Below are 23,322 nucleotides of genomic sequence, written 5' to 3' on the forward strand. Positions count from 1 at the left end.
GTGAGTCTGCGCGCTCAGCTGGGAGATTCCAGCTGGCCGTGCAAGGTAGCGCCTCCGAGGCCCTTTCTGGCATAGGCGGCGCTCGGAACGCGCGGTGCTGGCTTGCAACTGCAGCGAATCCACGTGCGACGCTAAGGTCTTGAAATCGCCGGACTGGCCTCTATTTTCACGGCAAACTCTTCCCGAGATGGAGACTTCGATGGAATTCGATTCTGAGTGGGTGACGCTAGGCAGGCATCGGGTGCGGCTCAAGTGCACGCGCGGCTTTCCTACCGAGCGGACGCGGCGCGTAGCGGAGTTGGTCACAGTCGCGATCGATAACAACCTCAGCGCGCGGGCCCGTTTGGTCGACGTCACAGCGCAAGGCGATGCTTACGTGATCAGCATCGGCACGACGTTCGACAAGGACAGAGTGGCGGCCCCCCACCTGGAGGTGGCGCTGGCCACGATGTTTGGCTTGTCGCCCGAGCAGGTCACGATTGACGTTGTCGTCGTCAGTCAGGCAGAGGTGGATGTGCATTTTGGCGTATATGAGCGGATGCTGGCAGAGAAGCTCGGCACCGTGCCGGCCATTCAGTGAAGCGCCAGGATCGGTTCCTGGCCAATAATGCTAGCGGCTTGATCCAGACGCCGGCGTTGACACGTGAATGCCCTGAACGGCGGCCCGGACACGACCCGATCGGCCGGACAAGCTCATGATCACAGTGATCGGACGAGGAGCAAGGCTATGAACATCCGTCCACTACACGATCGCGTCATCGTCAAACGCTTGGACGCAGAACACAAGACGGCCAGCGGTATTGTCATCCCCGATACCGCCGCCGAAAAGCCGGACCAGGGCGAAGTCCTGGCTGTCGGCCCCGGCAAGCGCCTGGGCGATGGCCATGTCGGCGCGCCGAGCGTGAAGATTGGCGAGCGCGTGCTATTTGGCAAGTATGCGGGCACCACCGTCAAGCTTGAAGGCGAGGAGGTGCTGGTTATGCGTGACGAGGATATTCTGTGCGTCGTCGAATAGAGGAAGGAACAGAAGGTTAGCGTCTCGCGAGGAGTCTCATCATGGCAGCCAAGGAGATCCAATTTCAGGAGTCCGCGCGCCGCCGCATCGTGGCGGGAGTCAACCTGCTGGCCAACGCGGTCAAGGTCACGCTCGGCCCCAAGGGGCGCAATGTGGTCCTCGAGCGATCGTTCGGGCCGCCGCTGATCACCAAGGATGGGGTATCGGTCGCCAAGGAGATCGAGCTGCGCGACACGTTCGAGAACATGGGGGCCCAGTTGGTCAAGCAGGTTGCGGCCAAGACATCCGACGTGGCCGGTGACGGCACCACGACCGCCACCGTGCTGGCCCAGGCGATGGTTCAGGAGGGCATGAAGGACGTGGTGGCGGGTCTGAATCCGATCGATCTGAAGCGCGGCATGGACCTGGCCGTGACCGCGGTCGTCGAGGCGCTGCGCAAGCTGAGCCGGCCCTGCACTACGAGCAAGGAGATCGGCCAGATCGGCGCGATCTCCGCCAACGCTGATGAGGCGATCGGCAAGATCATCGCTGACGCGATGGCCAAGGTCGGCAAGGACGGGGCCATCACGATTGAAGACGGCAAGTCGCTGGAGAGCGAGCTGGAGGTGGTCGAAGGCATGCAGTTCGATCGCGGTTATCTGGCCTCTTACTTTATCAACCAGCCCGAGAAGCAATCCGTCATGCTCGAAGAGCCGTATATCCTGTTGCATGACAAGAAGATATCGGCGATTCGCGATCTGCTGCCGGTGCTCGAGGCCGTGGCCAAGACCGGCAAGCCGTTGCTCGTCGTGGCCGAAGACGTGGAAGGCGAGGCACTTGCGACCCTGGTCGTCAACTCGCTGCGCGGCACCTTCAAGGCCGCCGCGGTGAAGGCACCGGGCTTCGGCGACCGGCGCAAGGCCATGCTGGAAGACATTGCCATCCTGACCGGTGGCACGCTGATCGAGGAACAGACGGGCAAGCAGCTCAAGCATGTCGTGCTGGAGGATCTGGGGCATGCCAAACGCGTCGAAATTGAGAAGGAGAACACGACCCTCGTCGGCGGCGCGGGCGACCCCGCAGCAATCGAGGCCCGCATCAAGGCCATACGGCGGCAGATCGACGAGGCCACCAGCGACTATGACAAGGAGAAGTTGCAGGAGCGGGTCGCCAAGCTGGCCGGTGGCGTAGCGGTGATCCGGGTTGGCGCCGCCACTGAGGTGGAAATGAAGGAGAAGAAGGCGCGCGTCGAAGACGCTCTGCACGCCACGCGGGCAGCGGTCGAGGAAGGCATCGTTGCGGGCGGCGGCGTCGCGCTGCTGCGCGCCCGCGCCCAGCTTGAGCCGCTCCAGGGCGCCAACGCCGATCAGGAAGCCGGCATCCGAATCGTGCTGCGTGCCCTGGAGGAGCCGCTGCGGCAGATCGCCGCCAATGCCGGCGAGGAAGCCTCGGTGGTGCTTAGCCGGGTACTCGGACATGACGGCAACTTCGGCTGGAATGCGGCCACCGGTGAATACGGCGACCTGTTCGAGATGGGCGTGATTGACCCAACCAAGGTGACCCGTACCGCACTACAGAACGCGGCTTCAGTCGCCGGACTGATTCTGACCACGGACGCGACCGTGGCAGAGATGCCGAAAGACCACGGCAAAGCCGCCGCGGTGTCTTCGGAGCTGGAGTATTGACGAGACCCGCAAGGCGCGCGGCGAGTCCCTACGGCTGTGGATTTACAGGGAGTCTCCTACCAGGAAGCGCCAGGCGCTTGGACATCATGAGCAAGATCATCGGGATTGACCTCGGCACCACGAATTCGTGTGTGGCGCTGATGGAAGGCAACCAAGTCAAAGTGATTGAGAACTCCGAAGGCTCGCGCACGACCCCTTCGATCGTCGCCTATGTGAACGACGGCGAAATCCTCGTCGGCGCACCCGCCAAGCGGCAGGCCGTCACGAATCCAAAGAACACGCTGTTTGCCATAAAGCGGCTGATCGGCCGCCGCTACGAGGAAAAGGAAGTGCAGAAGGACATTGGCCTGATGCCCTTCGCAATCTTGAAGGCTGACAACGGCGACGCATGGGTCGAAGCGCAAGGCCAGAAGCTCGCCCCGCCGCAAGTCTCGGCTGAGGTGCTGCGCAAGATGAAGAAGACCGCCGAAGACTATCTTGGCGAGCCTGTCACCGAAGCCGTCATCACGGTGCCCGCCTACTTCAACGACAGCCAGCGCCAGGCGACCAAGGATGCCGGGCGCATCGCCGGGCTGGACGTCAAGCGCATCATCAACGAGCCGACCGCGGCGGCGCTCGCGTTCGGGCTGGACAAAAAGGAAAACCGCGACCGCAAGATTGCCGTGTTCGACCTCGGCGGCGGCACCTTCGACATCTCCATCATCGAGATCGCTGACTTGCAAGGCGAGAAGCAATTCGAAGTGCTGTCGACCAACGGTGATACCTTCCTGGGCGGAGAAGACTTCGACCAGCGCATCATCGACTACCTCATCGGCGAATTCAAGAAGGACCAGGGGGTCGACTTGTCGCGGGACGTGCTGGCGCTGCAACGCCTGAAGGAAGCTGCGGAGAAGGCCAAGATCGAGCTCTCGTCAAGCCTGCAGACGGAAATCAGCCTGCCGTACATTACGGCCGACGCCAGCGGGCCGCGCCATTTGAACCTGAAGCTCACGCGTGCCAAGCTCGAAGCCCTGGTCGAAGACCTGGTCGAGCGCACGTTGGAGCCGTGCCGGATCGCGATCAAGGATGCCGGTATCGCGGTGGAAAAGATCGACGACGTCATTCTGGTGGGTGGCATGACCCGTATGCCCAGAGTGCAGGAGAAGGTCAGGGCGTTCTTCGGCCGCGAGCCGCGCAAGGACGTCAACCCCGACGAAGCGGTGGCGGTGGGGGCGGCGATCCAGGGCGCGGTGCTCGCCGGTGATCGCAAGGACGTGCTGCTGCTTGACGTCACGCCGCTTTCGCTGGGGATCGAGACCCTAGGTGGCGTGATGAGCAAGATGATCACCAAGAACACGACCATCCCGACCAAGTTTTCTCAGATCTTTTCTACGGCCGACGACAACCAGGCGGCGGTGACCATCAAAGTCTACCAAGGCGAACGCGAGATTGTTACGGGCAACAAGATGCTGGGCGAGTTCAACCTGGAGGGCATTGCACCGGCGCCGCGCGGCATGCCGCAGATCGAGGTGACGTTTGACATCGACGCCAATGGCATCCTGCACGTGTCGGCGCAGGACAAGGCTACTGGCAAGGAGAACCGGATCACCATCAAAGCCAACTCCGGCCTGTCTGAAGGCGAGATCCAGCACATGGTGAAGGACGCCGAGGCTCATGCTGACGAAGACCGTCGACAGCGGGAGTTGGTCGATGCGCGCAACCACGGCGACGCGCTGGCACACAGTTCGCGCAAGGCGCTGGCCGAATACGGCGAAAAGCTGGACGCGGACGAGAAGGGGAAGATCGAATCCGCAATCAAGGACCTTGAGGCGGCACTGAAGACCTCCGACAAGGCCGAGATCGACGCCAAGGCGCAGGCCCTGGCTACGGCCTCGCTGAAACTCGGCGAAAAGGTCTATGCGGACGTTCAGGTTCAGCCGGACACTGGCTCCGGTCGCGCAGCAGACGCGAAAGAGGCGAGCGCCGAGAAGAGTGACAAGGACGTGGAGGATGTTGAGTTCAAAGAAGCGGGCGCCAAGCAGTAAGCCGGCCGACGCCGCGGTCAAAGTTGGGGTGCCCGCAAGAAACCGCCCCTCAGTGGGATCCTATGGCCAACAGATCATCGACGATGCGGCTGACACCGACTGGAGTCCGGTTATCCCGCCAGACCCTTAGTGGAGGATACGATGAACACCGATCCGAAGAAGTGGAATCTCTTCAAGTTCCTTCGTGAAGCGGCCCGCAAGTCCAATCCGGACAGCCTGGAAGGCCCGCCGGGGAGCGAGCAGTGGCGTGCCTCCTGGCCTGACATTCCGCGACTGTTCTCACGCGAACCGTGGCGCGCAGTGGAGGAGTTCTTTCATGACCCGTTTGCCGGCCGGAGTGCGCTCGAGCGATGGTTTGGCGACTTCAGTTCTTCGCGCTTCCAGCCGCGCATCGACGTGGTCGACGAAGGGCAGGTGCTGCGCGTGACCGCCGAATTGCCAGGGATGGACCGCGAAGACCTGAACGTGAGCGTCGAGGACGGGGCGATCGTGCTGCGCGGCGAGAAAAAGCAGGACGTGCGCAGCGAGGAAGATGGCTGCTACCGGCTAGAGCGCGCCTATGGAAGCTTCGTGCGCACGATTCCCATGCCGGAGAACGCCGACCCCGATCACGCCCTGGCAAAGTTTGACAATGGTGTGCTCACGTTGACCGTGCCGAAATCGGAGCCGGCGCGCTCCGCGAGTCGCACGATCGACATTGGCTAGAGCAAGCAGGTAAGAAGTGTTTTGGTGGCGAGCGGATATCGTGCGAGCCGGGCCATTGGCTCATCTGGTAGAGCAGTGGACATTCGATCCGTTGGTCGCTGGTTCGGGTCCAGTACAGCCTTCCGGACAAGGGCGCTGGCGTCGCGGCCGGTCCAGAGGGTCGAGATTCCTGAACCACTGCTCACGACGATGTTCGAGACGATAGTGGCCGGCCGCGAAGATTATAACAATCGCCAGCGCAAACGAACGCACCACCATTGCCACCCATCAGTAGAACAGTAAGGCACTCGCGCCCTTTTCATCAATCTCACCTACAGGTGATCACCGGCCGCATTCAGCCCCCGCCTGTTGCCTCCGGCTCCCTGAGCCTCACCGGAAAATGGATCTCGAAGCTTGTGCCGTGCCCTTTACGCGATTTGAAATGGATGACGCCCTCAAGCGTCCGGCAGAGCTCCTTCACGATTGCCAGTCCCAGTCCGGCGCCTGGGATGTCCTCGTCTGCCGCCCGCTCGAATTCATTGAACACGCGTGCCTGGTCAGATGGCGCGATGCCCACGCCCGTATCCGACACCCGCAGATACCAATGATCCGCCTCCACCCTGCCCACCGTCAGGTGAACCTCGCCCTCGAGCGTGTATTTCAGGGCGTTCGACAGCATATTCGTCGCCACCTGCTTCAGCCGGAGCCGGTGCGAGCGAACGGAACTCAACCTAGGGTCACGCTCGGCTTCGAGCCGCAAGCCTTTGGCTTCAAACAGCGGACGTGAAGTCGCCACCAGTTCGTCAAATAGCTCGCCCAGGTCAACTGTCTCGGGGAGGACGTGTGAACCGTCTCCGAGGACGACTGAATACTCCACCATCTGGTCGACCAGCTGCTTCATGTCAGCAGCCTGCCGGCTCGCCAATGCAACCCCGGCTTCCGTTTTCGCCGGTGCACGGGAGATCAGTTGCAGCGCAATTGAAAACGCGTTCAGGAAATTGCGCAGGTCGTGGACGACGCTGCGCGTAATCTGCATGCGCGACTCGTGCAGCTCGCTTAGCAGCCGCTGCCTGAGTTCGAGCTCATCATTGGCGCGCTCGAGGCGAGCGGTATATTGGTCGATCTTGCGCTCGCGCTCGGACACGACCTCCCGGATCGATGTCAGCGTCACGAAACTGCGCGCTTCATCGATCAGGCGACGCGCGCGGGCTTCGTATTGCCGGCTGAAGCTCGGGACCGACTGCGCATATTCGTCGAGCGCGTCATCCAGCACCTGACCCAACAGGTCCATCTCACGCACCAGTTCCACGATCTGGTAACCCTGGCGCCAGCGCACATTGCCGTGCTGACGCGCACCCCGCCCGATTGCCGGCTCGGCCTGGTCGAGATCTTCCGCCTCGAGCGCCACGCAGATGCTGTCGATAATCTGGGGCAGATGGTCTGCGAGCTGTTCGTACGTCAGCCGGTCAGCCTCCGTCAGGATTTCATCCGCAGATACCGCGCCCATCCACCGCTCAGTCAGCGCGGTTCGGCGCTGCTGGAGAAAGGCGGCAAGGCCGCGAAGGGGCGCCGATTGCAGGTCGGGCATGATCAGGTTGGGTCGGCAAATGGGAAATGAGGGTTGGCCCGGACGGGTTGGCGGGTGACCAGCGAGGAGGCGGCATGGCTTGATTATCCGTCAGACCGGCCCTCTGGAACGGGATTTGCGTGATGCACAGGTAATCTACACAGTATCAAGCTCAGACCCTTGGAACCTACATGTGGGACCCCGATCAATCGCGCCCCTGCCACTATCTGACCCGGCGTGCCCATCCAATCCGGATATATGCTCAGGTGTCAGCCAGTTGGCCCTCCGTTTCAGTACCGCCACTTGCTCGCCTGTGTCGTTTCTGGCCAGTCCCACTCACGGGTTGCAGCCCGTCCTCTTCGAGCCTGGCCTTGAGAAAGGCATCGGCGTGATCCAGCCAGCTCCGTACCTCGCCTTCCGGTGTGTTCAGCAAGCGCGCAATGTTGCGCACTGGAACGTCGTCCACGCGTGCGAGCAACACAGTTCGACGCCACTGGTTAGGCAGCTGCGACAGCAATTCGCCGACGATCTCGTGCAATTCGTTCTGGGCGGCTACCACGTCCGGGCTAATGGCAGCGTCAGGCACCACATCTTCCATCCGCAGCAACTCATCCGGTTGCCAGTACTCGAATACCGCGTCATCAATATCATCATGAGAGCGTGCCGGCACAACCGTGGCCTTGGCCTCGAGCGAAACCCAGCGGCCTTCTTCGCTGCGCCGCCGCGCAACCTCAGCTTCCAGCACGGCCAGCGCGAGCCCTTGCAGTTCATCCTCGCTCAGTACCACCTGCGGGGCCTGGTTCAGTCGCTCGAGGGCGCGAGTCAGTACCTCGTCGACCACATCGTCCAGCGCCGGATCCGTTTCTGCCAAGTCGCCGCGCGCCCGCAGATAGGACAGTTCGCGCTGCGCGAAGCGTTGCAGCGGCGACAGCAGTGCCCGAACCTGTTCGTCGAAACGTGCCGATTCCGACGGGGTCGCCGCCGCGGTGGCGGCCTTCAGTCGTCGCAGCCCCTCACGGCGCTGCTTGCGCCGCCAAGTATCCTCCCTGCGCAGGCGTGCGAGGTGGCGCTCGATCTGGCGCTCGAGGTCGGCGAACGACGCCCTCAGCGCGCTTCGGATCGACTTCCCGTCTTCTGTGCTGACTAACGTGCCACGCGGCAGCGCCAAGCGCAGCCTGACATGATAGGAGGGGTGGGCGGCGTCCATCGCGAGATCGGCGCGCAGCAGCACCCGTTCTGCCAAAAACCGTTTGAGATGACGCTTGAGATAGTGCGCGGCAGACTCGGTGAGCATTTGCTCGCACTGCGCGTGCGAGGCCTCGGTGATGTTTTGGTATCTTACCAGCAGTTTCACGACATCCCCGCAAAGTGTTTGCAGCCAAGTGGTCGCGTGTCGGGTGCCCTGGCCGGCTAACGCCCTCTGCTGAACGCAGTCGGCTGCAATTGCCTATCGCGCCTCGGGGCGATGGCAGCCAACATCCAACTTCTCTCCACGAAAGGCCTCCGCAGGCGTGAGCCTCGCCTTCACGCTTGCGGCCACATTCCCCCACGGGCCAAGTTGCTGTGGGCTGAAGTCGTCCGCTTCGGCTTGCCTGAGCCAAAGAACCAAGGGCAACAAGGATATACCTTTTGCGTGCTCCACCTGGCACCATGGCGTTCAACCAAAACTTGGGAATCGGTCCTGCCTTGGCAAGTTGGTGTGCCGGTTCAGGCGCGCCCAACCAATCCGACCCCCAACGCACAATGCACGGCCGTTACAGGGCGAAACGGAAATGCCCACTGTGCAGCACGATGTTGCGTGATCCAGTCAAGTCGAATAGGGTGCGTGCGACGCTTTCAATATCATCGCGGTGTCCCTTTAGGGCCTGTACCAGATCCTCTGGCCGATGCGAGCGCGCCCCAAAGTGATCCTCAAGCGCCTCCGCGGTAATGGCATAGCATGCGGGCGTTCCGTCCACGCGAGCGGCGCATTCGAGGCTCAAGTCGGCGGCACGGAAGCGCGGTTCGGTGCGAGGAAAGTCAATCTGTTGCATTGCGATAGCCAGGAGAGAAACCGAGGTTGCCAGCGAACACCGTCGCCACGCCGATTTGTTGCCAGTGTAGGCAGATTCCGATGGAAGAAAAAGTCGCGAAGCACGCGATTCGCGGCGCGGCTATCCGGTTCATCCGCGTTGCCGGCTATGCGGCCGGCGTCAGGCACCACACTCGGACTATCGTTTGCGTTAACGGCCCCATGAGCTTGGACCGTGGAGCGAGCGTCGGGCGCGCCATGCCCGGATCGCCGGCTACCCTGGGCGGCCCGACGAATCGAAATCCGGCAACTCGTCGTCCAGAATTTCGAACACCTCTTCCGCCTTGCGTCCCGAGCTGAACTCAGGGTTGCGCAATTGAGGCTCGTCGGCACGCAACCATTCGCAGGCCCGCCGCACATCCTCAACGGTCGGCTCGATGTCCAGGATCCGTGCGATCACTTCATCGTCAACGCGACCCACAATCTCGCGGATCTCACTCGCGCTCGCCAATCGCGAATCGCTCTTGGTCGTGTGCATGGCGATGTCTCCTATGCGGTGGAGGCGGCGTCTTGCCGAATTCCGCCCCCCGTACGGAATGCAGGCGCCGCAGCCTGAAGCGACGTGCCTCTGATCCGATTTAAATGGTTCCCGAGGGCGGCGCCAAGGGCTTGTCCTCTTCGCCCCGGCCGGGATAGGTGGTCGCCGCCTTCACCAGCCGTTCTTGCGTGTAGGCGCCGGCGAACTGACCATCCACCAGCAGGTAGAATTTCCATGGCTGTTCACTCTCGCGCGTGGCGTTCTGGTCGAGCAGGATCGCGGTGCGGCGCACCACCTCTTGCCAGTCTCGGCTGACGACAATGTCGTGTGCGCTCTGATTGGCGCCATCGGGACGGTAGGTGACCAGTGTGTAGGTCAGCGTGTTCATGCTCCCTCCTCTTTGGTGCCATTGTGTTCGTCCTGCCTCCGCGAGCGTGCGGTCTGAACACAAAGCCTACCGATCCGAGGCCCCGCCCGGCTTCGCCCCTAATAGCTTAGCGCACTTGGCTGGCGACGCCAGCGCACACCCTAGCCTTTCGGCCGGCTTGACGCGCCCGGCATACCAAGAACCACGCTCCGTCAACCCGAGCCACTACGTGGCGCGCCCCATAATTCAAGGTACTCCGGACGGTAGGGCTTGGGGCAGAAATGATCGAAGCCTGCCTCCATGACTGCGCTTGGCATTTTGTCGCCGCGCCCGCCACTGAATGCGACGATCACGGCTTGCTGTGCCCAGGGTTGTGCACGCAGGCGCCGTCGTAGTTGGTGACGTCGAGCAGGTAGGCCGGTAAGCGCCGTCCCTGCTGCAAAGCGCTCCAATCTATCCATGGCGCCAGCGTTGTTCGGCGCATGGGGTACCACCACCGTAGCGACTGGCATAGTGCGTGGCCATTGATGCGATCGGAGCACTTATAGCGACTCAGCGCTCCGGCAGCCGTAACGGCCGGAACTTCCCTGCCTGTAGCTTGTTGCTTTGGCGCCACACGTAATCGCCGGTCAGGTTAATGTGTTCCCATCCCAGCGGGGACAGGTAAGAAAACAAGGCTGGATCGATTGGCATGCCACGGCCCATCAGTGCCTGCACAGCACGTTCGAGATAGACGGTGTTCCACAGCACGATTGCCGCCGTGACCAGGTTCAGCCCACTGGCGCGGTAGCGTTGCTGCTCGAAGCTGCGGTCGCGAATTTCGCCAAGACGGTAGAAGAAGACGGATCGCGCCAGCGCGTTGCGGGCCTCGCCCTTGTTGAGGCCCGCATGGGTGCGACGGCGCAATTGCAGGTCCTGTAACCAGTCCAGCGTGAACAATGTCCGCTCGATGCGGCCTAGCTCGCGAAGCGCCACTGCGAGGCCATTTTGTCGTGGGTAGCTGCCGAGCTTTCGCAACATCAATGAGGCGGTCACCGTGCCCTGGCGGATCGACGTGGCCAGGCGCAGGATTTCATCCCAGTGTGACCGGATCAGCTTCTCCTTGTAGGCGCTACCGATCATCGGAGCCAACGCCGGATAGTCGTCTGGGCTGCCGGGGATGTACAGCTTCGTGTCTGCGAGATCGCGGATCCGGGGCGCGAACCGGAACCCGAGCAGATGCATCAGGGCGAAGACGTGATCGGTGAAGCCGTTGGTATCCGTGTAGTGCTCCTGGATCCGCAGATCGGACTCATGGTACAGCAGGCCGTCGAGCACGTAGGTCGAATCACGGATGCCGACGTTGACCAGCTTGGAGTGATACGGCGCGTACTGATCCGAGATATGCGTGTAGATCATCCGGCCGGGTTCAGAGCCGTACTTCGGATTGACGTGCCCAGTGCTCTCGGCTCGGCCGCCGGCCTTGAAGCGCTGACCGTCTGACGACGACGTGGTGCCGTCCCCCCAATGCGCAGCGAACCCATGGGCCGACTGTGCATTGACGAGATCGGCCAGGCCCTGAGTATAGGTTTCGTCCCGAATATGCCACGCCTGCAGCCAGGACAGCTTGGCGTAGGTAGTGCCCGGGCAGGATTCCGCCATTTTGGTCAGACCGAGATTGATGGCGTCGGCAAGCACAGTCGTGAGCAACAGCGTCTTGTCGGCGGCCGGCTCGCCCGTCTTCAGGTGCGTGAAATGGCGGGTGAATCCGGTCCAACCGTCGACTTCCAGCAGCAGTTCCGTGATCTTGACGCGCGGTAGCATCAGCGCGGCCTGGTCGATCAAGGTCTGCGCCTCCATTGGAACGGCGGCGTCGAGCGGCGAGATCTTCAGGCCGGACTGGGTGATGATCGCGTCCGGCAGCTTGTTCGCGGTGGCTAGCCGATTGACGGTGGCCAGTTTCAGTTCCAGCAATCGGCGTCGCTCATCCAAGTAGCAGTCGCAATCAGTGGCGATCGGCAGCGGCAGCAGGCGACTCTGTCGGAGCGCGACGAACTTCTCGGCGGGCAACAGGTACGTCTCGAAATCCTTGAATTGCCGCGAGCCCTGCACCCAGATGTCGCCGGAACGCAAGCGGTTTCGGAGTTCCACCAGCGCGCACAACTCATAGTAGCGACGGTCGATGCCGTTCTTGGCGCGTACCAGCGGCTCCCAGCGCTTCTTGATGAAAGACGTGGGCGCATCGGCCGGGACTTTGCGCGCATCGTTGACATTCATCTTTCGGATGGTGTCAATGGCGGCCAGCAGATCCTTGGCGGCCGGCGCGGCGCGCAGCTTCAGGATCTCAAGGAATTCGGGCACGTAACGTCGCAGCGTCGAGAAATGGTCGCCAACCAGATGCAGGAAGTCAAACGCCTCAGGTTGGGCGAGCTGCTCGGCTTCGGTGACGCTCTTGGTGAAGACCTGCCAGGGCATCACCGCTTCAATCGCCTCGAAGGGATCGCCGCCGCGCTCCTTCGCCTCCAGGATGGCCCGCCCGATTCTCGAGTACTGCCGGATCTTGTCATTGATCGACTTGCCGGACAGATGAAATTCCTCGCGGTGCTTCTTCTTCGCCAGATTGAACAGACGCCCCAAGATACGGTCGTGTAGATCGACGATTTCGTCGGTCACCGTGGCGCAGGCCTCGACCACGATCGCGGTCAGCGTCGCGTGCCGGCGCTGCGGCTCGAACTTGGCGAGATCATGGGGCGTCATCTGACCGCCCTCGCGGGCGATCTTGAGCAGCCGGTTCTGGTGAACCAGTCGGTCGATCCCCTCCGGCAAGCCGACGGCCCGCAACCTCTTCAGGCGATCGATATGCTGCAACATCTGGCGGGAGCTGGCCTTGCCCGGCGGCAGCCGCAGCCAGGCGAGCCAGGTCAGGCGCCCATCCGGTCGGCGCTGCAGGAGATGATCGAGCTGTCGCCGGTGGTGTTCCGTGAGCGGCTCGGTCAGTATCTGGTAGATGCGGCGGGTCGCGCGCGTGACGGCCTCCGCGCAAATGCGCTCGATCACGTTCATGCCCGGCAGCAGCAGCGACTGCTGGCGCAGGAAATCGATCAACGCCGTGGCGAGGATGATGCCCTTGTCGGTTTGCTGCGCCAGCTCCGACAGCGACTGGACGGCGGCGCGGTAGTCGGCCATGGTGAACGGGCGCATGCGAAGCACGGTCCGCAGCTCCGCCTGGTGCTCCCTTCGGGTCTGATCGCGCCGCCCGTAGTCCGTCCAATGCGTCGGCGCAAGACGCAGTTGCTGCGCAACCCACTGCAACAATGCCTGCGGCGGTTCCTCGCCGGCGGCCAACAGGATGCCGGGATGGCGCATGTAACAGAGCTGGACGGCGAACCCCAGTCGGTTGGCGGCGCCACGGCATTGCCGGATCAGCGCATGATCCGACTCGTTGAACGTGTAATGACGGATGAGTTCGTCTTCGCTGTCAGGAAACGCGAGCAGGCTCTCCCGCTCGGAGGTGGAAAGGACAGTGCGGCGTGGCATGCCAGTGGTTCACAATGCGTCGGAATCCGCGGTGCCGGGGCACGACACCGGTTTCCGAGGGCGGGTTTCGGCCAAAAAATCAGCAGTCTATACGATCTATTCAGATAATCCTTCTTATCGTAATGGATCGGTTTACGGCCTAAACTGGCAGGCATGAAAACGCGCCAGACCCCGCCCCCCATCCCCAGCGTCGCCGAATCCCCCGACTTCCCCGATGAGGCTGCGCTTGCCGCGCTGCGCGCGTGGTACGCGGGCCTTTCGTCCCGCGCCGCGGTGGAGCGCTATCTGCCCCATGCCAAGGCGCCGGGCCAGTCGGCGCGCGGCATCCTTGGCCGAATCCGCCGACAGCTGATCGCGTTCGCGCAGCATCGCCAGCGTGCCGACCTGGCCGAACTGTTTCGGCGTCCCGTCAGCGAACGGCCGCAGTGCGCCAGTGCTGTGGGCCATGCGATCGAGGTCCTGCGTTCCCTTCCAGCCCCGCAGCCTCAGGTCACGGACGACATTGGGCTTTGGCTGGCACCCCGGGCCGTTCGCGCCCTGCGCGCCCACGGCATCCAGACGCTGGCGGACCTGACCGTGCGGGTGCCGCGCCGACGCCGCTGGTGGAGCGCGATCCCAGACCTGGGGCAGGCCAGCGCACGGCACATCGAGGACTTCTTTCGCGCGCACCCGCAACTGACCGAGCGGGCGCGCGCGCTGATCGTCACCACGTCGCCGAGTGCGGTGGTGCCGTGGGAGCGGCTGCATCTGCCGCACGAGGTGGACGGCTCGCGGGGCAGTTTCCGGGCGCCGCGGCAGGCCTGCACGCTCGACGCGTCCAACGACTACGAGGCGGTGCAGGCCTGGCTCGCCTTACATGAGGCCCCCACCACGCAACGCGCCTACCGGAAGGAAGCCGAGCGGCTGATCCTGTGGGCGATTGTCGAACGCGGTCGGGCGCTGTCGTCGCTGACGACGGAAGACGCCATCGCCTATCGCGCTTTCCTGCGGCGGCCGACCCCGCGCGAGCGGTGGGTCGGGCCACCGCGAGCACGCAGCGCCCCCGATTGGCGGCCGTTTGCACGAGCGCTTTCGGCCCGCTCCACAGCGTACGCGTTATCGGTGCTGGGCGCCTTGTTCCGCTGGCTGATCGAGCAACGCTACGTATTGGCCAATCCGTTTGCCGGGATCAAGGTACGTGGCCGCACTCGCGTCGCCGCCCTCGATACCTCCAGAGGATTTACCGAGGGCGAATGGCTGCTGGTGCGTACCATTGCCGACGGCCTGGAATGGTCCTACGGCTGGGATGCCTCCGCAGCCCAGCGCCTGCGCTTTATCCTGGATTTCGCTTATGCCACCGGCTTGCGCGCCAGCGAACTGGTCGGCGCGGCCCTGGGGGACATCCATGTGGATGAACACCACGACCACTGGCTGCACCTGATCGGCAAGGGGAGTCGGCCAGGGAAAGTGGCGCTACCGCCACTGGCACGCTCGGCGCTCGACCAGTACCTGGTGCAACGGGGGCTGCCGGTGACGCCGGCCCGTTGGGATCCCAAGACGCCGCTCCTCGCCAGCCTGGAGCAGGATAGCGCGGCCAGCATTACCGGGACCCGCCTCTGGCACGTGATGCGGCGCTTCTTTGGTCAGGCCGCCGATGTGATTGCACCAGACAACCCAACAGTGGCCGAGAAGCTGCGCCGAGCTAGCCCGCACTGGATGCGCCATACCCATGCCACACACGCTCTGGCCCGCGGCGCGGAATTGACCAGCGTGCGCGACAACCTTCGTCACGCTTCGGTGGCGACCACCTCAATCTACCTGCAAAGCGACGAGGTCAAGCGGGCACGCCAGATGAATCAGGCCTTCGCCGCTCGATAACCGGCGCTCGGCCAGGCCTCCCGTGGCTTAGCGTGCAATATTTTCCGTTTTCTGAAGCGACCCCAGAAACACCATCTCTCACGAGCGTGCCTCGGGGTCATCCCGCGGACCATCTCGCATGAGCAGCAGCACAACATGATTGACTCAATGCATTGACCAATCTACATCGATGCATTACATAAATGGCTACGTATTCATTTTATCGCCAGCGAAGGCCGACGGAAAGCGTTGATTGTTGTGCGACGCACCAGCCAGCGAGGGTCCGGTGATTGTTAGCGGGGAAATTATGGGCGATCAGCCGAAAAGTATTGCCCGAGGCCTGTCGGCTACCCCCAAGTGGAATGATCCGGTTCGTGAGCGAAAGCCGCTTCTATTCGGCTTCGGTCCTACCCCCTTCCGCAGCACGCCGTATCACTGTCGAAAGGTTGGCTCCGGCCAGTCTCTGCGCGGCAGTTCGGCTATCGCCAGTCCAGAAGTCCCGTTCGGCGGTGAGAATCCGCTCTTCCGTATTGCGCATGTGCTGGAAGGCGGCCTGGCGGGCGCGTGGCGGATCCTGGGTTTCGATCGCAGCGCAGATCTCCGCATGCTCGGTGCGGACATGCGCAGCCAGATCACTATGCCTGGCTTCATTGCCGCGCGTGAGACGAATGGCGTCTCTCAACGCCCGCGTCAACATGCCGAGTAGCTCGGTGTAGTGGGGATTGCCAGTGGCACGGGACACCGCAAGATGGAATGCCAGGTCTTCTTCGACGCCGTCGCCGCCCGCCCGCACTGCAGAGTCAATCTCGCGCAATGCGTTCCGGATGTCGTCCATTTGCCTATCGCTACGGCGCTCCGCAGCCAATGCGGCCATTTCCGCCTCAATCCCACGACGCAGTTCCAGGATTCGCACGACGCCCAAGGCCGGGTCGGAACCGCCACGCCCAAGGCGGAATACCTCTGCGGTCGCGGGATTGAGCACAACCGTACCGCTCCCCTGCCGGCTTTCCACGAGGCCCTCTGACTTAAGGCGGGATATGGCTTCACGAATCACGGTGCGGCTCACGCCGTACTGCTCGGTCATGAACTTTTCCGTCGGCAGACGAGCATTGACGGGGTACAGACCGCGTCGGATCTGCCCAGCGAGATGCTCGGTGACGCGCTCGGCCAATGTGGGCTCAAAACCGCCTTTCCCCGCCGGCTGCCGCTCTGCTTCCGTCAGATTTTCAGTTGTGCTTTGCAAAGGTAATGCTCCACTTGTCGTTGCTTCGCCGCGCGTCAGCGCTGCTCACTAATCCACATCATAGCACCGCAAACAAATTTGCTTGACATACTCATCATATGAATTTGTAATACAAATCACAAGAACACAACGACTTCGTGCGACGGTGTCGCAAACCAACGAGGAGACTGCATCAATGACGGCCCAGGATCACAATCAGTCGCTTGAAAATGCTTACGTATGCAGACGCATGCCTGCGGAGATCGAAGCCGCGCTGAAAGAGCGCTTCGTCGTAAAACTGAACGAAAGCGACGAACTGACGGATTCCGCCACAATCATCGAGCGCGCCAAGGGCGTGAGCGTTCTGCTGGTGACCGCGACAGAGCGCATTGACGGCAATGTGTTGCGCGCACTGTCGCCCACCCTCAAGACGGTGGCCACTCTCTCGGTAGGCTACGACCACATCGACTTGGCCACGGCTCGCGAACTCGGCATCGAGGTTCTGCATACGCCTGACGTCCTGAGCGATGCTTGTGCCGAAGTCGCGCTAATGCTCCTGCTCAATGCCGCACGGCGCGGTTATGAAGCAGATCGCATGGTCCGCAGCGGCCAATGGCCTGGTTGGGCGCCCGCTCAACTGCTGGGCAAAGGCCTGGTCGGCAAGCGGCTCGGCATATTCGGCATGGGGCGCATCGGCCGAGCCATCGCGACGCGTGCCCGCGCATTCGGCATGCAAATCCACTACCACAACCGCTCCCAACTCGGGCCAGAGGACGCCGAGGGCGCCATCTACCACGCGACCCTCGAAAGCCTCTGCCGACACAGCGAGATGCTGCTGGTCGCGGCACCGGGTTCACCACAGCTCAAGGGAACGCTCGATCAAGCGCACATCCGAGCACTGCCCCCTGGCGCTGTCGTCGCCAATATTTCCCGCGGCGACATCGTCGATGACGATGCGCTGATCGAAGCGCTGAACGACGGCCACGTCTTTTCTGCTGGCCTTGATGTTTTCGCCAACGAGCCGAACGTCGATCCGCGCTATCGCGCTCTCGACAACGTCTTTCTCAGTCCGCATATCGGCAGCGCGACAGAGGAAACGCGCAACGCCATGGGATGGCTTCTAATCGACGGGATCGCGGCACTGCGCCGCGGCGAACGACCCGCCAACCTGCTTTCCTGATCCCCCTTCAAGTCAAAGCGACCGGAGTTCCTATTCATGCAGATCCAGAATCCTTCTCTCTTCCGCCAACAGTGCCACGTGAATGGCCAATGGGTAGACGCTGCTGATGGCGAAGTGGTGCCCGTCACAAATCCTGCAACAGGGCAACAGCTCGGTACTGTGCCCCGCATGACGGCCGCCGACGTCCAGGCAGCCATCGCCGCCGCGGACCGAGCCCTTCCGGCATGGCGCGCAACCAGTTCGCGCGAACGCAGCCGCCTGCTGCGTCGATGGTTCGATCTCTGCATGGCCAACCAGGAGGACCTGGCAACGATCCTCACGCTTGAGCAAGGCAAACCGCTGAAAGAGTCCCGGGGTGAGATTGCCTACGGGTCTGGCTTTATTGAATGGTTCTCGGAAGAAGCACGTCGAATCTATGGTGATGTGATTCCTGCGCCGTCATCGGACCGGCGCATCATCGTCATCAAGCAGCCCATCGGCGTCGTCGCCGCCATCACCCCGTGGAATTTCCCGAATGCGATGATCACGCGCAAGGCTGGCGCCGCTTTGGCTGCAGGCTGCACGATCGTGATCAAGCCTGCTTCTGCCACGCCCTTCTCTGCGCTGGCGCTCGCCGCTCTGGCCAAGGAAGCAGGAATCCCGGATGGGGTATTGAATGTGGTCACCGGTTCCGCCTCCGTTGTGGGGGGTGAGCTCACATCGAGCTCCGTCGTGCGCAAGCTGTCGTTCACGGGCTCCACCGAGGTCGGCAAGACTCTCCTCGAGCAATGCGCCGGTACGGTGAAGAAAGTTTCTATGGAACTAGGCGGCAACGCGCCATTCCTCATCTTCGACGACGCTGACCTCGACGCTGCCGTCGCCGGCGTCATGGCCTCGAAATTTCGTAATGCCGGTCAGACCTGCGTCTGCGCGAACCGCATCTTCGTCCAGGACGGCGTCTACGACGCGTTCGCAGAGAAGCTCAGGATCGCAGTGGAAGCTCAAGTCGTCGGCGATGGCATGGCACCGGGCGTGGATCTGGGACCGCTGATTGACGACGCGGCGATCGAGAAGGTTCGCGAACACATCGACGACGCCGTCTCTCTGGGTGCGCAAGTATTCACCGGCGGCAAGGCCCACGCCCTAGGCGGCCGCTTCTTCAAGCCGACGATCCTCACGGACGTGTCGCCGAAGGCGAAGCTCATGAATGAGGAGACTTTCGGCCCGGTGGCCCCCCTCATCCGCTTCAAGACTGAGGAAGAAGCCGTCGCAATGGCAAATGACACGCCCTTCGGCCTGGCTGCCTATTTCTATACCACCAACTACGCCCGCTCCTGGCGCGTGGCAGAGGCGCTCGAATGCGGCATCGTGGGCCTGAACGAGGGCCTGATCTCCACCGAGGTCGCACCGTTCGGCGGTGTGAAGGAGTCGGGTGTCGGCCGGGAGGGATCCAAATACGGCATCGAGGACTACATCGAGGTCAAGTACATCTGCGCTGGCGGCCTGGCATTGCGCTGAGCCATGAGACAACAACAGGAGACAGAATCATGAAGAAATCAGTGGGCATGATTGGCATTGGCATGATGGGCCATGGCATCGCGACGAATGTGGCAAAGCATGGTTATCCCTTGGTGGTCCTCGAACATCCAGGTAATCAGCCACTCGACGCACTGCTGAATGCGGGGGCGAAAACCGTACCGGCTATCTCGGAACTCGCCGGCCAAGTCGACATCGTCATTCTCTGCGTTACCGGATCCCCCGAGGTCGAGGATGTGCTTTTCAGCGCCCAAGGCCTCCTCAGCGCCCTGCGGCCCGGTACCGTGGTCATCGATTGCTCGACGGCGATCCCCTCTTCGACCGAGCGCATCGCCGCCGCCGTGCAAAAGGCCGGTGGCAGGTTCATCGACGCGCCAATGACGCGTACGCCCAAAGAAGCCGCCGAGGGGCGACTGAACCTGATCGTCGGCGGCGACGAGTCGCTCTACCAAGAATGCCTGCCACTGCTGCAGAGCTTCGCCGAAAACATCACTTTCGCCGGGCCTGTCGGCTCCGGACACCGGCTCAAGTTGTTGCACAACTTCGTGTCTCTGGGTTTCTCCGCAGTCCTGGCAGAGGCTGCCGCCTGTGCAGCACGCGCTGATGTCAGTCCCGAGGTCCTTGTGGATGTGCTGGCCAAGGGCGGCGGTGCCGGTGTCATCTTGGAACGCCTGCGTCCCTTCATTGAGCGGGGCGACAGCTCCGGGTTCCGCTTCACCATCTCCAACGCGCTGAAGGACATGACCTACTACGACACGATGGCGAGCGAAGTGGGCGCCAGTCATGCAACTGCCTCAGCGATCCGCGAAACCTACGCCGGCGCCTATGACCAACGCTCCGATGGCACCGTGCCGGAGCTTGTCGCGCTGCTGGCCGAGCCGGCATCCGTTCGCTGACCATCCCCGGAAACCGCCACCATGATCAAAAACCAGCAATACAAGATTGCCGTCATTCCAGGCGATGGCATTGGCAACGAAGTGGTCCCTGAAGGCATCCGGGTCTTGGAAGCCGCCAGCGCTAAGTTCGGTTTCACGCTCGCCTTCACGACCTATGACTGGAGCTGCGCCCGCTACCACGCCCATGGAAGCATGATGCCGTCCGATGGAATCGAGCGACTACGCGACTCTGACGCCATCTTTCTCGGCGCAGTCGGCTTCCCCGGCGTGCCGGACCACGTATCACTGTGGAACCTCCTCATCCCGATCCGCCGCGAATTCGACCAGTACGTGAACCTGCGACCGGTCAGGCTTCTGCCCGGTGTTCCCTGCCCGCTCGCCAACAAGGAGCCCGGCGACATCGACTTCTGGATCGTGCGCGAGAACACCGAAGGCGAATACTCGCAAGTTGGCGGACGCATGTTCGCCGGCACGGAACATGAGTTCGTCACGCAGGAGGCCATCTTCACTCGTCGCGGAACCGATCGAATCATGCGCTATGCGTTTGATCTCGCTAAGAAGCTCGGACGGAACCACGTGACATCGGCCACCAAGTCCAATGGCATCTTCCATTCCATGCCCTTCTGGGACGAGCGGTTTGCCGCAGTGGGTGCCGACTATCCCGACATCCGCACCGACCAATACCACATCGATATCCTGGCAGCGCGGTTCGCGATGTCCCCGGAGCGCTTCGACGTCGTGGTTGGATCGAATCTGTTCGGCGACATCCTTTCCGATCTCGGCCCAGGTATTACGGGAACGATTGCAGTGGCGCCGAGCGCAAACATCAACCCGGAGCGGAAATATCCGTCGATGTTTGAACCGGTGCATGGCTCCGCCCCAGACATCGCGGGACAAGGCATTGCGAATCCCATCGGTCAGATCTGGTCTGGGGCCATGATGCTGGAACACCTCGGACAGCCTGAGGCAGCGGCCGCGATCATGAAGGCCATCGAAACTGTCCTTACGCATCCCGATCGCGTACATACGCCAGACCTGGGTGGAAGGGCCAGTACACAGGAAATGGGCGCTGAAATCGCCAGGGCGGTGCTCGCATGACACAAGCCTCCAGGGTAGAGAGTCGCCCGCTTGTGCTGCTGACTGATGCCATCGTCCCGGAGGCGCATGCTCGACTGGCGGCTGACGCTGACGTCGAGTTACTGCCTCCAGGACTGATTGGCGCGGCTAGTGATCAAGCCCTTCGAGATCGCATTGCGCAGGTTGACGGTCTGATCGTACGGCGACAGCTCCCTGGCGATCTGTTCGAGCGCGAGCATCGTCTTCGCGCCGTCGTTCGTCATGGTGTTGGCGTGGACTTCATTCCGGTAGACCGCGCAACGGCTCACGGCATCCCAGTGGCCAATACGCCGGACACGAACTCGAACGCCGTTGCCGAATTTGCGGTATCTGCCATGCTCGCAATGACTAGAAGGCTGGCAGCCTTCGACGATGCCGTGCGTGACGGCGACTGGAACCGCCGCATGATCGCGGGAGAGCAATCCAGGGAACTTCGCGGCTCCACACTGGGAATCATTGGCTTCGGTGCCATCGGGCGCCGGGTCGCGGAGATCGCAGGCGCGGGCTTCGGCATGAAGCTGCTTGCGCATACGTCGACACCATCCAAGCTCCCGCCGCACGTCGCCCCGGCAGAACTCTCCGATTTGTTCGCCCACAGCGATTACATCGTACTCGCGTGCCCTCTTACCGCAGCAACAAGAGGCATGGTGAACAAGACGCTTTTGGCGCATGCGCGTCCGACTACCGTGCTCGTCAATGTGGCACGGGGGCCAATCATCCAGCAGGCGGATCTGATCGACGCTTTGAGCAGCGGCACCATAGGCGGGGCCGTACTCGATGTATTTGAACAACATCCGCTCCCGGACGACAGCCGGCTTCGAACTCTGCAGAACGTCCTTTTGACACCGCATATCGCTGGCCTGACCCAAGACGCCTCCATGGCCATGGGCCTGGCCGCCGCCGACACAATGCTCGCCCTGCTGCGAGGCGAACGACCACGCAACATCGTCAACCCCGAATTCAACACCGTCAACCAGGAGACAATCAAATGAAGATCACCCGCATTACCGCAATCCCCCTGTCCTATCGTCTGCCCGAAGGAAAAACGGTCACCATGGGCGTGGGTAGTACGCTCAAGCGTGACGCGATCATCATCCGCGTTGAAACGTCCGAGGGCATCGTGGGCTATGGCGAGTCGCATCCCGGGCGCAGTCCTGGCGCCATCACCAGCCTTATTCACAACACCCTGTCGCCGCTGCTGGTTGGCATGGACGCCACGGACGTGGTCGGCACCTGGCAGCGCGTGCACCGCATGCAGTTCTCCAGCCACGGTCTTGGCGCCGGCGCCGCGCTGGCGCATTCGGGCATCGACATGGCACTCTGGGATATCCGCGGCAAGGCGGCGAACATGCCGCTCTACAAGCTGCTGGGCGGCTCGCGTCGACGCATTCCGGCCTATGCCGGCGGCATCGCGCTGGGATACCAGCCTGCGGCGTCGCTGGCCGAAGAGGCCCAGTCCTATATCGAACAGGGCTACAAGGCCGTCAAATTGCGAATCGGCGACTCGGTCAAGGCGGATATCGAGCGGGTACGCCATGTGCGCCGCGTGGTCGGCGATGACATCGACATCCTGACCGATGCGAATACGGCCTACACGATCGCTGACGTGCGCCGTGTTATGCCTGTGCTGGCGGAAATTCAAGCGGGCTGGCTCGAAGAGCCATTCGCCTGCAACGATTTCGCTTCGTATCGCGAGGCTGCCCGGATTTCCCCCGTCGTCCCGATCGCGGCTGGCGAGAATCACTTCATGCGATTCGAGTTTGCGCAACTGCTGGAAGCCGGGGCAGTCCAGGTCTGGCAACCCGACCTGTCCAAGACGGGCGGCATTACAGAAGGCATGCGCATCGCCGCTATGGCCTCGGCCTTCCGCATCCCCATCCACGCCCACAGCTCCGCTACGGGCCTCAATCATGCCGCGACGCTGCATTTCCTCGCTGCAACCGAGAACGCCGGCTACTTCGAAGCCTGCGTTTCGCATTTCAATCCATTCCGGGACATGTTCGGCAAGACTTTCGAAATCGGCCGTGATGGTTGCGTGGTCCCGCCGGAAGCACCGGGCCTGGGTGTCGAAGTCGACGAGGAAATCTTCAAGCAGTACCCGTTGATCGACGGCCCCGGTTACGTCGTCAAGTTCTGAGCAACTACGCTCTGCAGACACCGATCCACCACAT

Annotated in this window: 19 protein-coding genes; 12 read left to right on the plus strand and 7 right to left on the minus strand. The window is 62.4% G+C overall.

The features are described 5' to 3' along the window. The first annotated feature begins 199 nt into the window (after window positions 1-199). From CTP10_RS34450 to CTP10_RS34470, 5 genes are all read left to right on the plus strand, one after another. A complete protein-coding gene (locus tag CTP10_RS34450; protein WP_116322964.1) occupies window positions 200-580 on the plus strand; it encodes a hypothetical protein in 381 nt (126 codons plus the stop codon). Window positions 581-727: 147 nt separating this feature from the next. Next, a complete protein-coding gene (locus CTP10_RS34455) occupies window positions 728-1,015 on the plus strand; it encodes a co-chaperone GroES (protein WP_116322965.1) in 288 nt (95 codons plus the stop codon). A gap of 41 nt (window positions 1,016-1,056) precedes the next feature. After that, complete coding sequence (groL, locus tag CTP10_RS34460; protein WP_116322966.1) at window positions 1,057-2,679, plus strand: chaperonin GroEL; 1,623 nt, start codon at window positions 1,057-1,059, stop codon at window positions 2,677-2,679. 86 nt (window positions 2,680-2,765) lie between these two features. Then, window positions 2,766-4,703 carry a molecular chaperone DnaK gene (gene dnaK / locus CTP10_RS34465; RefSeq protein WP_116323009.1) on the plus strand — a complete coding sequence of 646 codons (1,938 nt, stop codon included), beginning with the start codon at window positions 2,766-2,768 and terminating at the stop codon, window positions 4,701-4,703. 141 nt (window positions 4,704-4,844) lie between these two features. Continuing rightward, window positions 4,845-5,408 (plus strand): Hsp20/alpha crystallin family protein, encoded by a 564-nt coding sequence (locus CTP10_RS34470; protein ID WP_116322967.1) that lies wholly within the window; start codon window positions 4,845-4,847, stop codon window positions 5,406-5,408. Between the two features lie 334 nt (window positions 5,409-5,742). Here the strand turns inward: CTP10_RS34470 and CTP10_RS34475 are convergent, their stop codons facing one another. From CTP10_RS34475 to CTP10_RS34500, 6 genes are all read right to left on the minus strand, one after another. Continuing rightward, complete coding sequence (locus tag CTP10_RS34475) at window positions 5,743-6,975, minus strand: sensor histidine kinase (RefSeq protein ID WP_116322969.1); 1,233 nt, start codon at window positions 6,973-6,975, stop codon at window positions 5,743-5,745. 241 nt (window positions 6,976-7,216) lie between these two features. Next, window positions 7,217-8,308 (minus strand): sigma factor-like helix-turn-helix DNA-binding protein, encoded by a 1,092-nt coding sequence (locus CTP10_RS34480; RefSeq protein ID WP_116322970.1) that lies wholly within the window; start codon window positions 8,306-8,308, stop codon window positions 7,217-7,219. Between the two features lie 400 nt (window positions 8,309-8,708). After that, a complete protein-coding gene (locus CTP10_RS34485) occupies window positions 8,709-8,987 on the minus strand; it encodes a DUF1488 domain-containing protein (protein ID WP_116322971.1) in 279 nt (92 codons plus the stop codon). A gap of 252 nt (window positions 8,988-9,239) precedes the next feature. Next, on the minus strand, window positions 9,240-9,503 hold the full coding sequence (locus CTP10_RS34490; protein ID WP_116322972.1) for a hypothetical protein: 264 nt from the start codon (window positions 9,501-9,503) through the stop codon (window positions 9,240-9,242). A gap of 100 nt (window positions 9,504-9,603) precedes the next feature. Beyond that, window positions 9,604-9,891 (minus strand): hypothetical protein, encoded by a 288-nt coding sequence (locus CTP10_RS34495; RefSeq protein WP_116322973.1) that lies wholly within the window; start codon window positions 9,889-9,891, stop codon window positions 9,604-9,606. Between the two features lie 531 nt (window positions 9,892-10,422). Continuing rightward, on the minus strand, window positions 10,423-13,386 hold the full coding sequence (locus CTP10_RS34500) for a Tn3 family transposase (RefSeq protein WP_116322974.1): 2,964 nt from the start codon (window positions 13,384-13,386) through the stop codon (window positions 10,423-10,425). A 153-nt stretch (window positions 13,387-13,539) separates the two neighbouring features. Between CTP10_RS34500 and CTP10_RS34505 the strand changes: the two genes are divergently transcribed. Further along, window positions 13,540-15,243: a phage integrase family protein gene (locus CTP10_RS34505; RefSeq protein ID WP_116322975.1), complete on the plus strand. Its 1,704-nt coding sequence runs from the start codon at window positions 13,540-13,542 to the stop codon at window positions 15,241-15,243. A 370-nt stretch (window positions 15,244-15,613) separates the two neighbouring features. On the opposite strand, the gene CTP10_RS34510 is transcribed toward CTP10_RS34505, so the two are convergent. Further along, on the minus strand, window positions 15,614-16,465 hold the full coding sequence (locus CTP10_RS34510; protein WP_317923269.1) for a FadR/GntR family transcriptional regulator: 852 nt from the start codon (window positions 16,463-16,465) through the stop codon (window positions 15,614-15,616). Window positions 16,466-16,640: 175 nt separating this feature from the next. Between CTP10_RS34510 and CTP10_RS34515 the strand changes: the two genes are divergently transcribed. Genes CTP10_RS34515 through CTP10_RS34540 form a run of 6 tightly spaced genes read left to right on the plus strand, consistent with a single transcriptional unit; the run spans window position 16,641 to window position 23,288 of the window. Next, window positions 16,641-17,624: a 2-hydroxyacid dehydrogenase gene (locus CTP10_RS34515; RefSeq protein WP_116322977.1), complete on the plus strand. Its 984-nt coding sequence runs from the start codon at window positions 16,641-16,643 to the stop codon at window positions 17,622-17,624. Window positions 17,625-17,660: 36 nt separating this feature from the next. Then, on the plus strand, window positions 17,661-19,121 hold the full coding sequence (locus CTP10_RS34520) for an NAD-dependent succinate-semialdehyde dehydrogenase (protein ID WP_116322978.1): 1,461 nt from the start codon (window positions 17,661-17,663) through the stop codon (window positions 19,119-19,121). Window positions 19,122-19,150: 29 nt separating this feature from the next. Then, entirely contained in the window at window positions 19,151-20,035 is an 885-nt protein-coding gene (locus tag CTP10_RS34525; RefSeq protein ID WP_233528383.1) for an NAD(P)-dependent oxidoreductase, read from the plus strand. 21 nt (window positions 20,036-20,056) lie between these two features. Next, the gene (locus tag CTP10_RS34530) at window positions 20,057-21,133 is read left to right on the plus strand and encodes a tartrate dehydrogenase (RefSeq protein ID WP_116322979.1); all 1,077 of its coding nucleotides are present in this window, start codon (window positions 20,057-20,059) and stop codon (window positions 21,131-21,133) included. Continuing rightward, the gene (locus CTP10_RS34535) at window positions 21,130-22,143 is read left to right on the plus strand and encodes a hydroxyacid dehydrogenase (protein WP_116322980.1); all 1,014 of its coding nucleotides are present in this window, start codon (window positions 21,130-21,132) and stop codon (window positions 22,141-22,143) included. The genes CTP10_RS34530 and CTP10_RS34535 overlap by 4 nt, the downstream gene beginning before the upstream one ends. Further along, complete coding sequence (locus tag CTP10_RS34540) at window positions 22,140-23,288, plus strand: mandelate racemase/muconate lactonizing enzyme family protein (protein WP_116322981.1); 1,149 nt, start codon at window positions 22,140-22,142, stop codon at window positions 23,286-23,288. The genes CTP10_RS34535 and CTP10_RS34540 overlap by 4 nt, the downstream gene beginning before the upstream one ends. The last annotated feature ends 34 nt before the right edge of the window (window positions 23,289-23,322 follow it).

Origin of the sequence: Cupriavidus sp. P-10 (assembly GCF_003402535.2) — a bacterium.
Lineage (GTDB): Bacteria > Pseudomonadota > Gammaproteobacteria > Burkholderiales > Burkholderiaceae > Cupriavidus.

Coding starts and splice junctions, on each gene's coding strand:
- CTP10_RS34450 (WP_116322964.1), top strand. CDS start 200: ATGGAATTCGATTCTGAGTGGGTGACGCTAGGCAGGCATCGGGTGCGG.
- CTP10_RS34455 (WP_116322965.1), top strand. CDS start 728: ATGAACATCCGTCCACTACACGATCGCGTCATCGTCAAACGCTTGGAC.
- groL (WP_116322966.1), top strand. CDS start 1,057: ATGGCAGCCAAGGAGATCCAATTTCAGGAGTCCGCGCGCCGCCGCATC.
- dnaK (WP_116323009.1), top strand. CDS start 2,766: ATGAGCAAGATCATCGGGATTGACCTCGGCACCACGAATTCGTGTGTG.
- CTP10_RS34470 (WP_116322967.1), top strand. CDS start 4,845: ATGAACACCGATCCGAAGAAGTGGAATCTCTTCAAGTTCCTTCGTGAA.
- CTP10_RS34475 (WP_116322969.1), bottom strand. CDS start 6,975: ATGCCCGACCTGCAATCGGCGCCCCTTCGCGGCCTTGCCGCCTTTCTC.
- CTP10_RS34485 (WP_116322971.1), bottom strand. CDS start 8,987: ATGCAACAGATTGACTTTCCTCGCACCGAACCGCGCTTCCGTGCCGCC.
- CTP10_RS34490 (WP_116322972.1), bottom strand. CDS start 9,503: ATGCACACGACCAAGAGCGATTCGCGATTGGCGAGCGCGAGTGAGATC.
- CTP10_RS34495 (WP_116322973.1), bottom strand. CDS start 9,891: ATGAACACGCTGACCTACACACTGGTCACCTACCGTCCCGATGGCGCC.
- CTP10_RS34500 (WP_116322974.1), bottom strand. CDS start 13,386: ATGCCACGCCGCACTGTCCTTTCCACCTCCGAGCGGGAGAGCCTGCTC.
- CTP10_RS34505 (WP_116322975.1), top strand. CDS start 13,540: ATGAAAACGCGCCAGACCCCGCCCCCCATCCCCAGCGTCGCCGAATCC.
- CTP10_RS34515 (WP_116322977.1), top strand. CDS start 16,641: ATGACGGCCCAGGATCACAATCAGTCGCTTGAAAATGCTTACGTATGC.
- CTP10_RS34520 (WP_116322978.1), top strand. CDS start 17,661: ATGCAGATCCAGAATCCTTCTCTCTTCCGCCAACAGTGCCACGTGAAT.
- CTP10_RS34525 (WP_233528383.1), top strand. CDS start 19,151: ATGAAGAAATCAGTGGGCATGATTGGCATTGGCATGATGGGCCATGGC.
- CTP10_RS34530 (WP_116322979.1), top strand. CDS start 20,057: ATGATCAAAAACCAGCAATACAAGATTGCCGTCATTCCAGGCGATGGC.
- CTP10_RS34535 (WP_116322980.1), top strand. CDS start 21,130: ATGACACAAGCCTCCAGGGTAGAGAGTCGCCCGCTTGTGCTGCTGACT.
- CTP10_RS34540 (WP_116322981.1), top strand. CDS start 22,140: ATGAAGATCACCCGCATTACCGCAATCCCCCTGTCCTATCGTCTGCCC.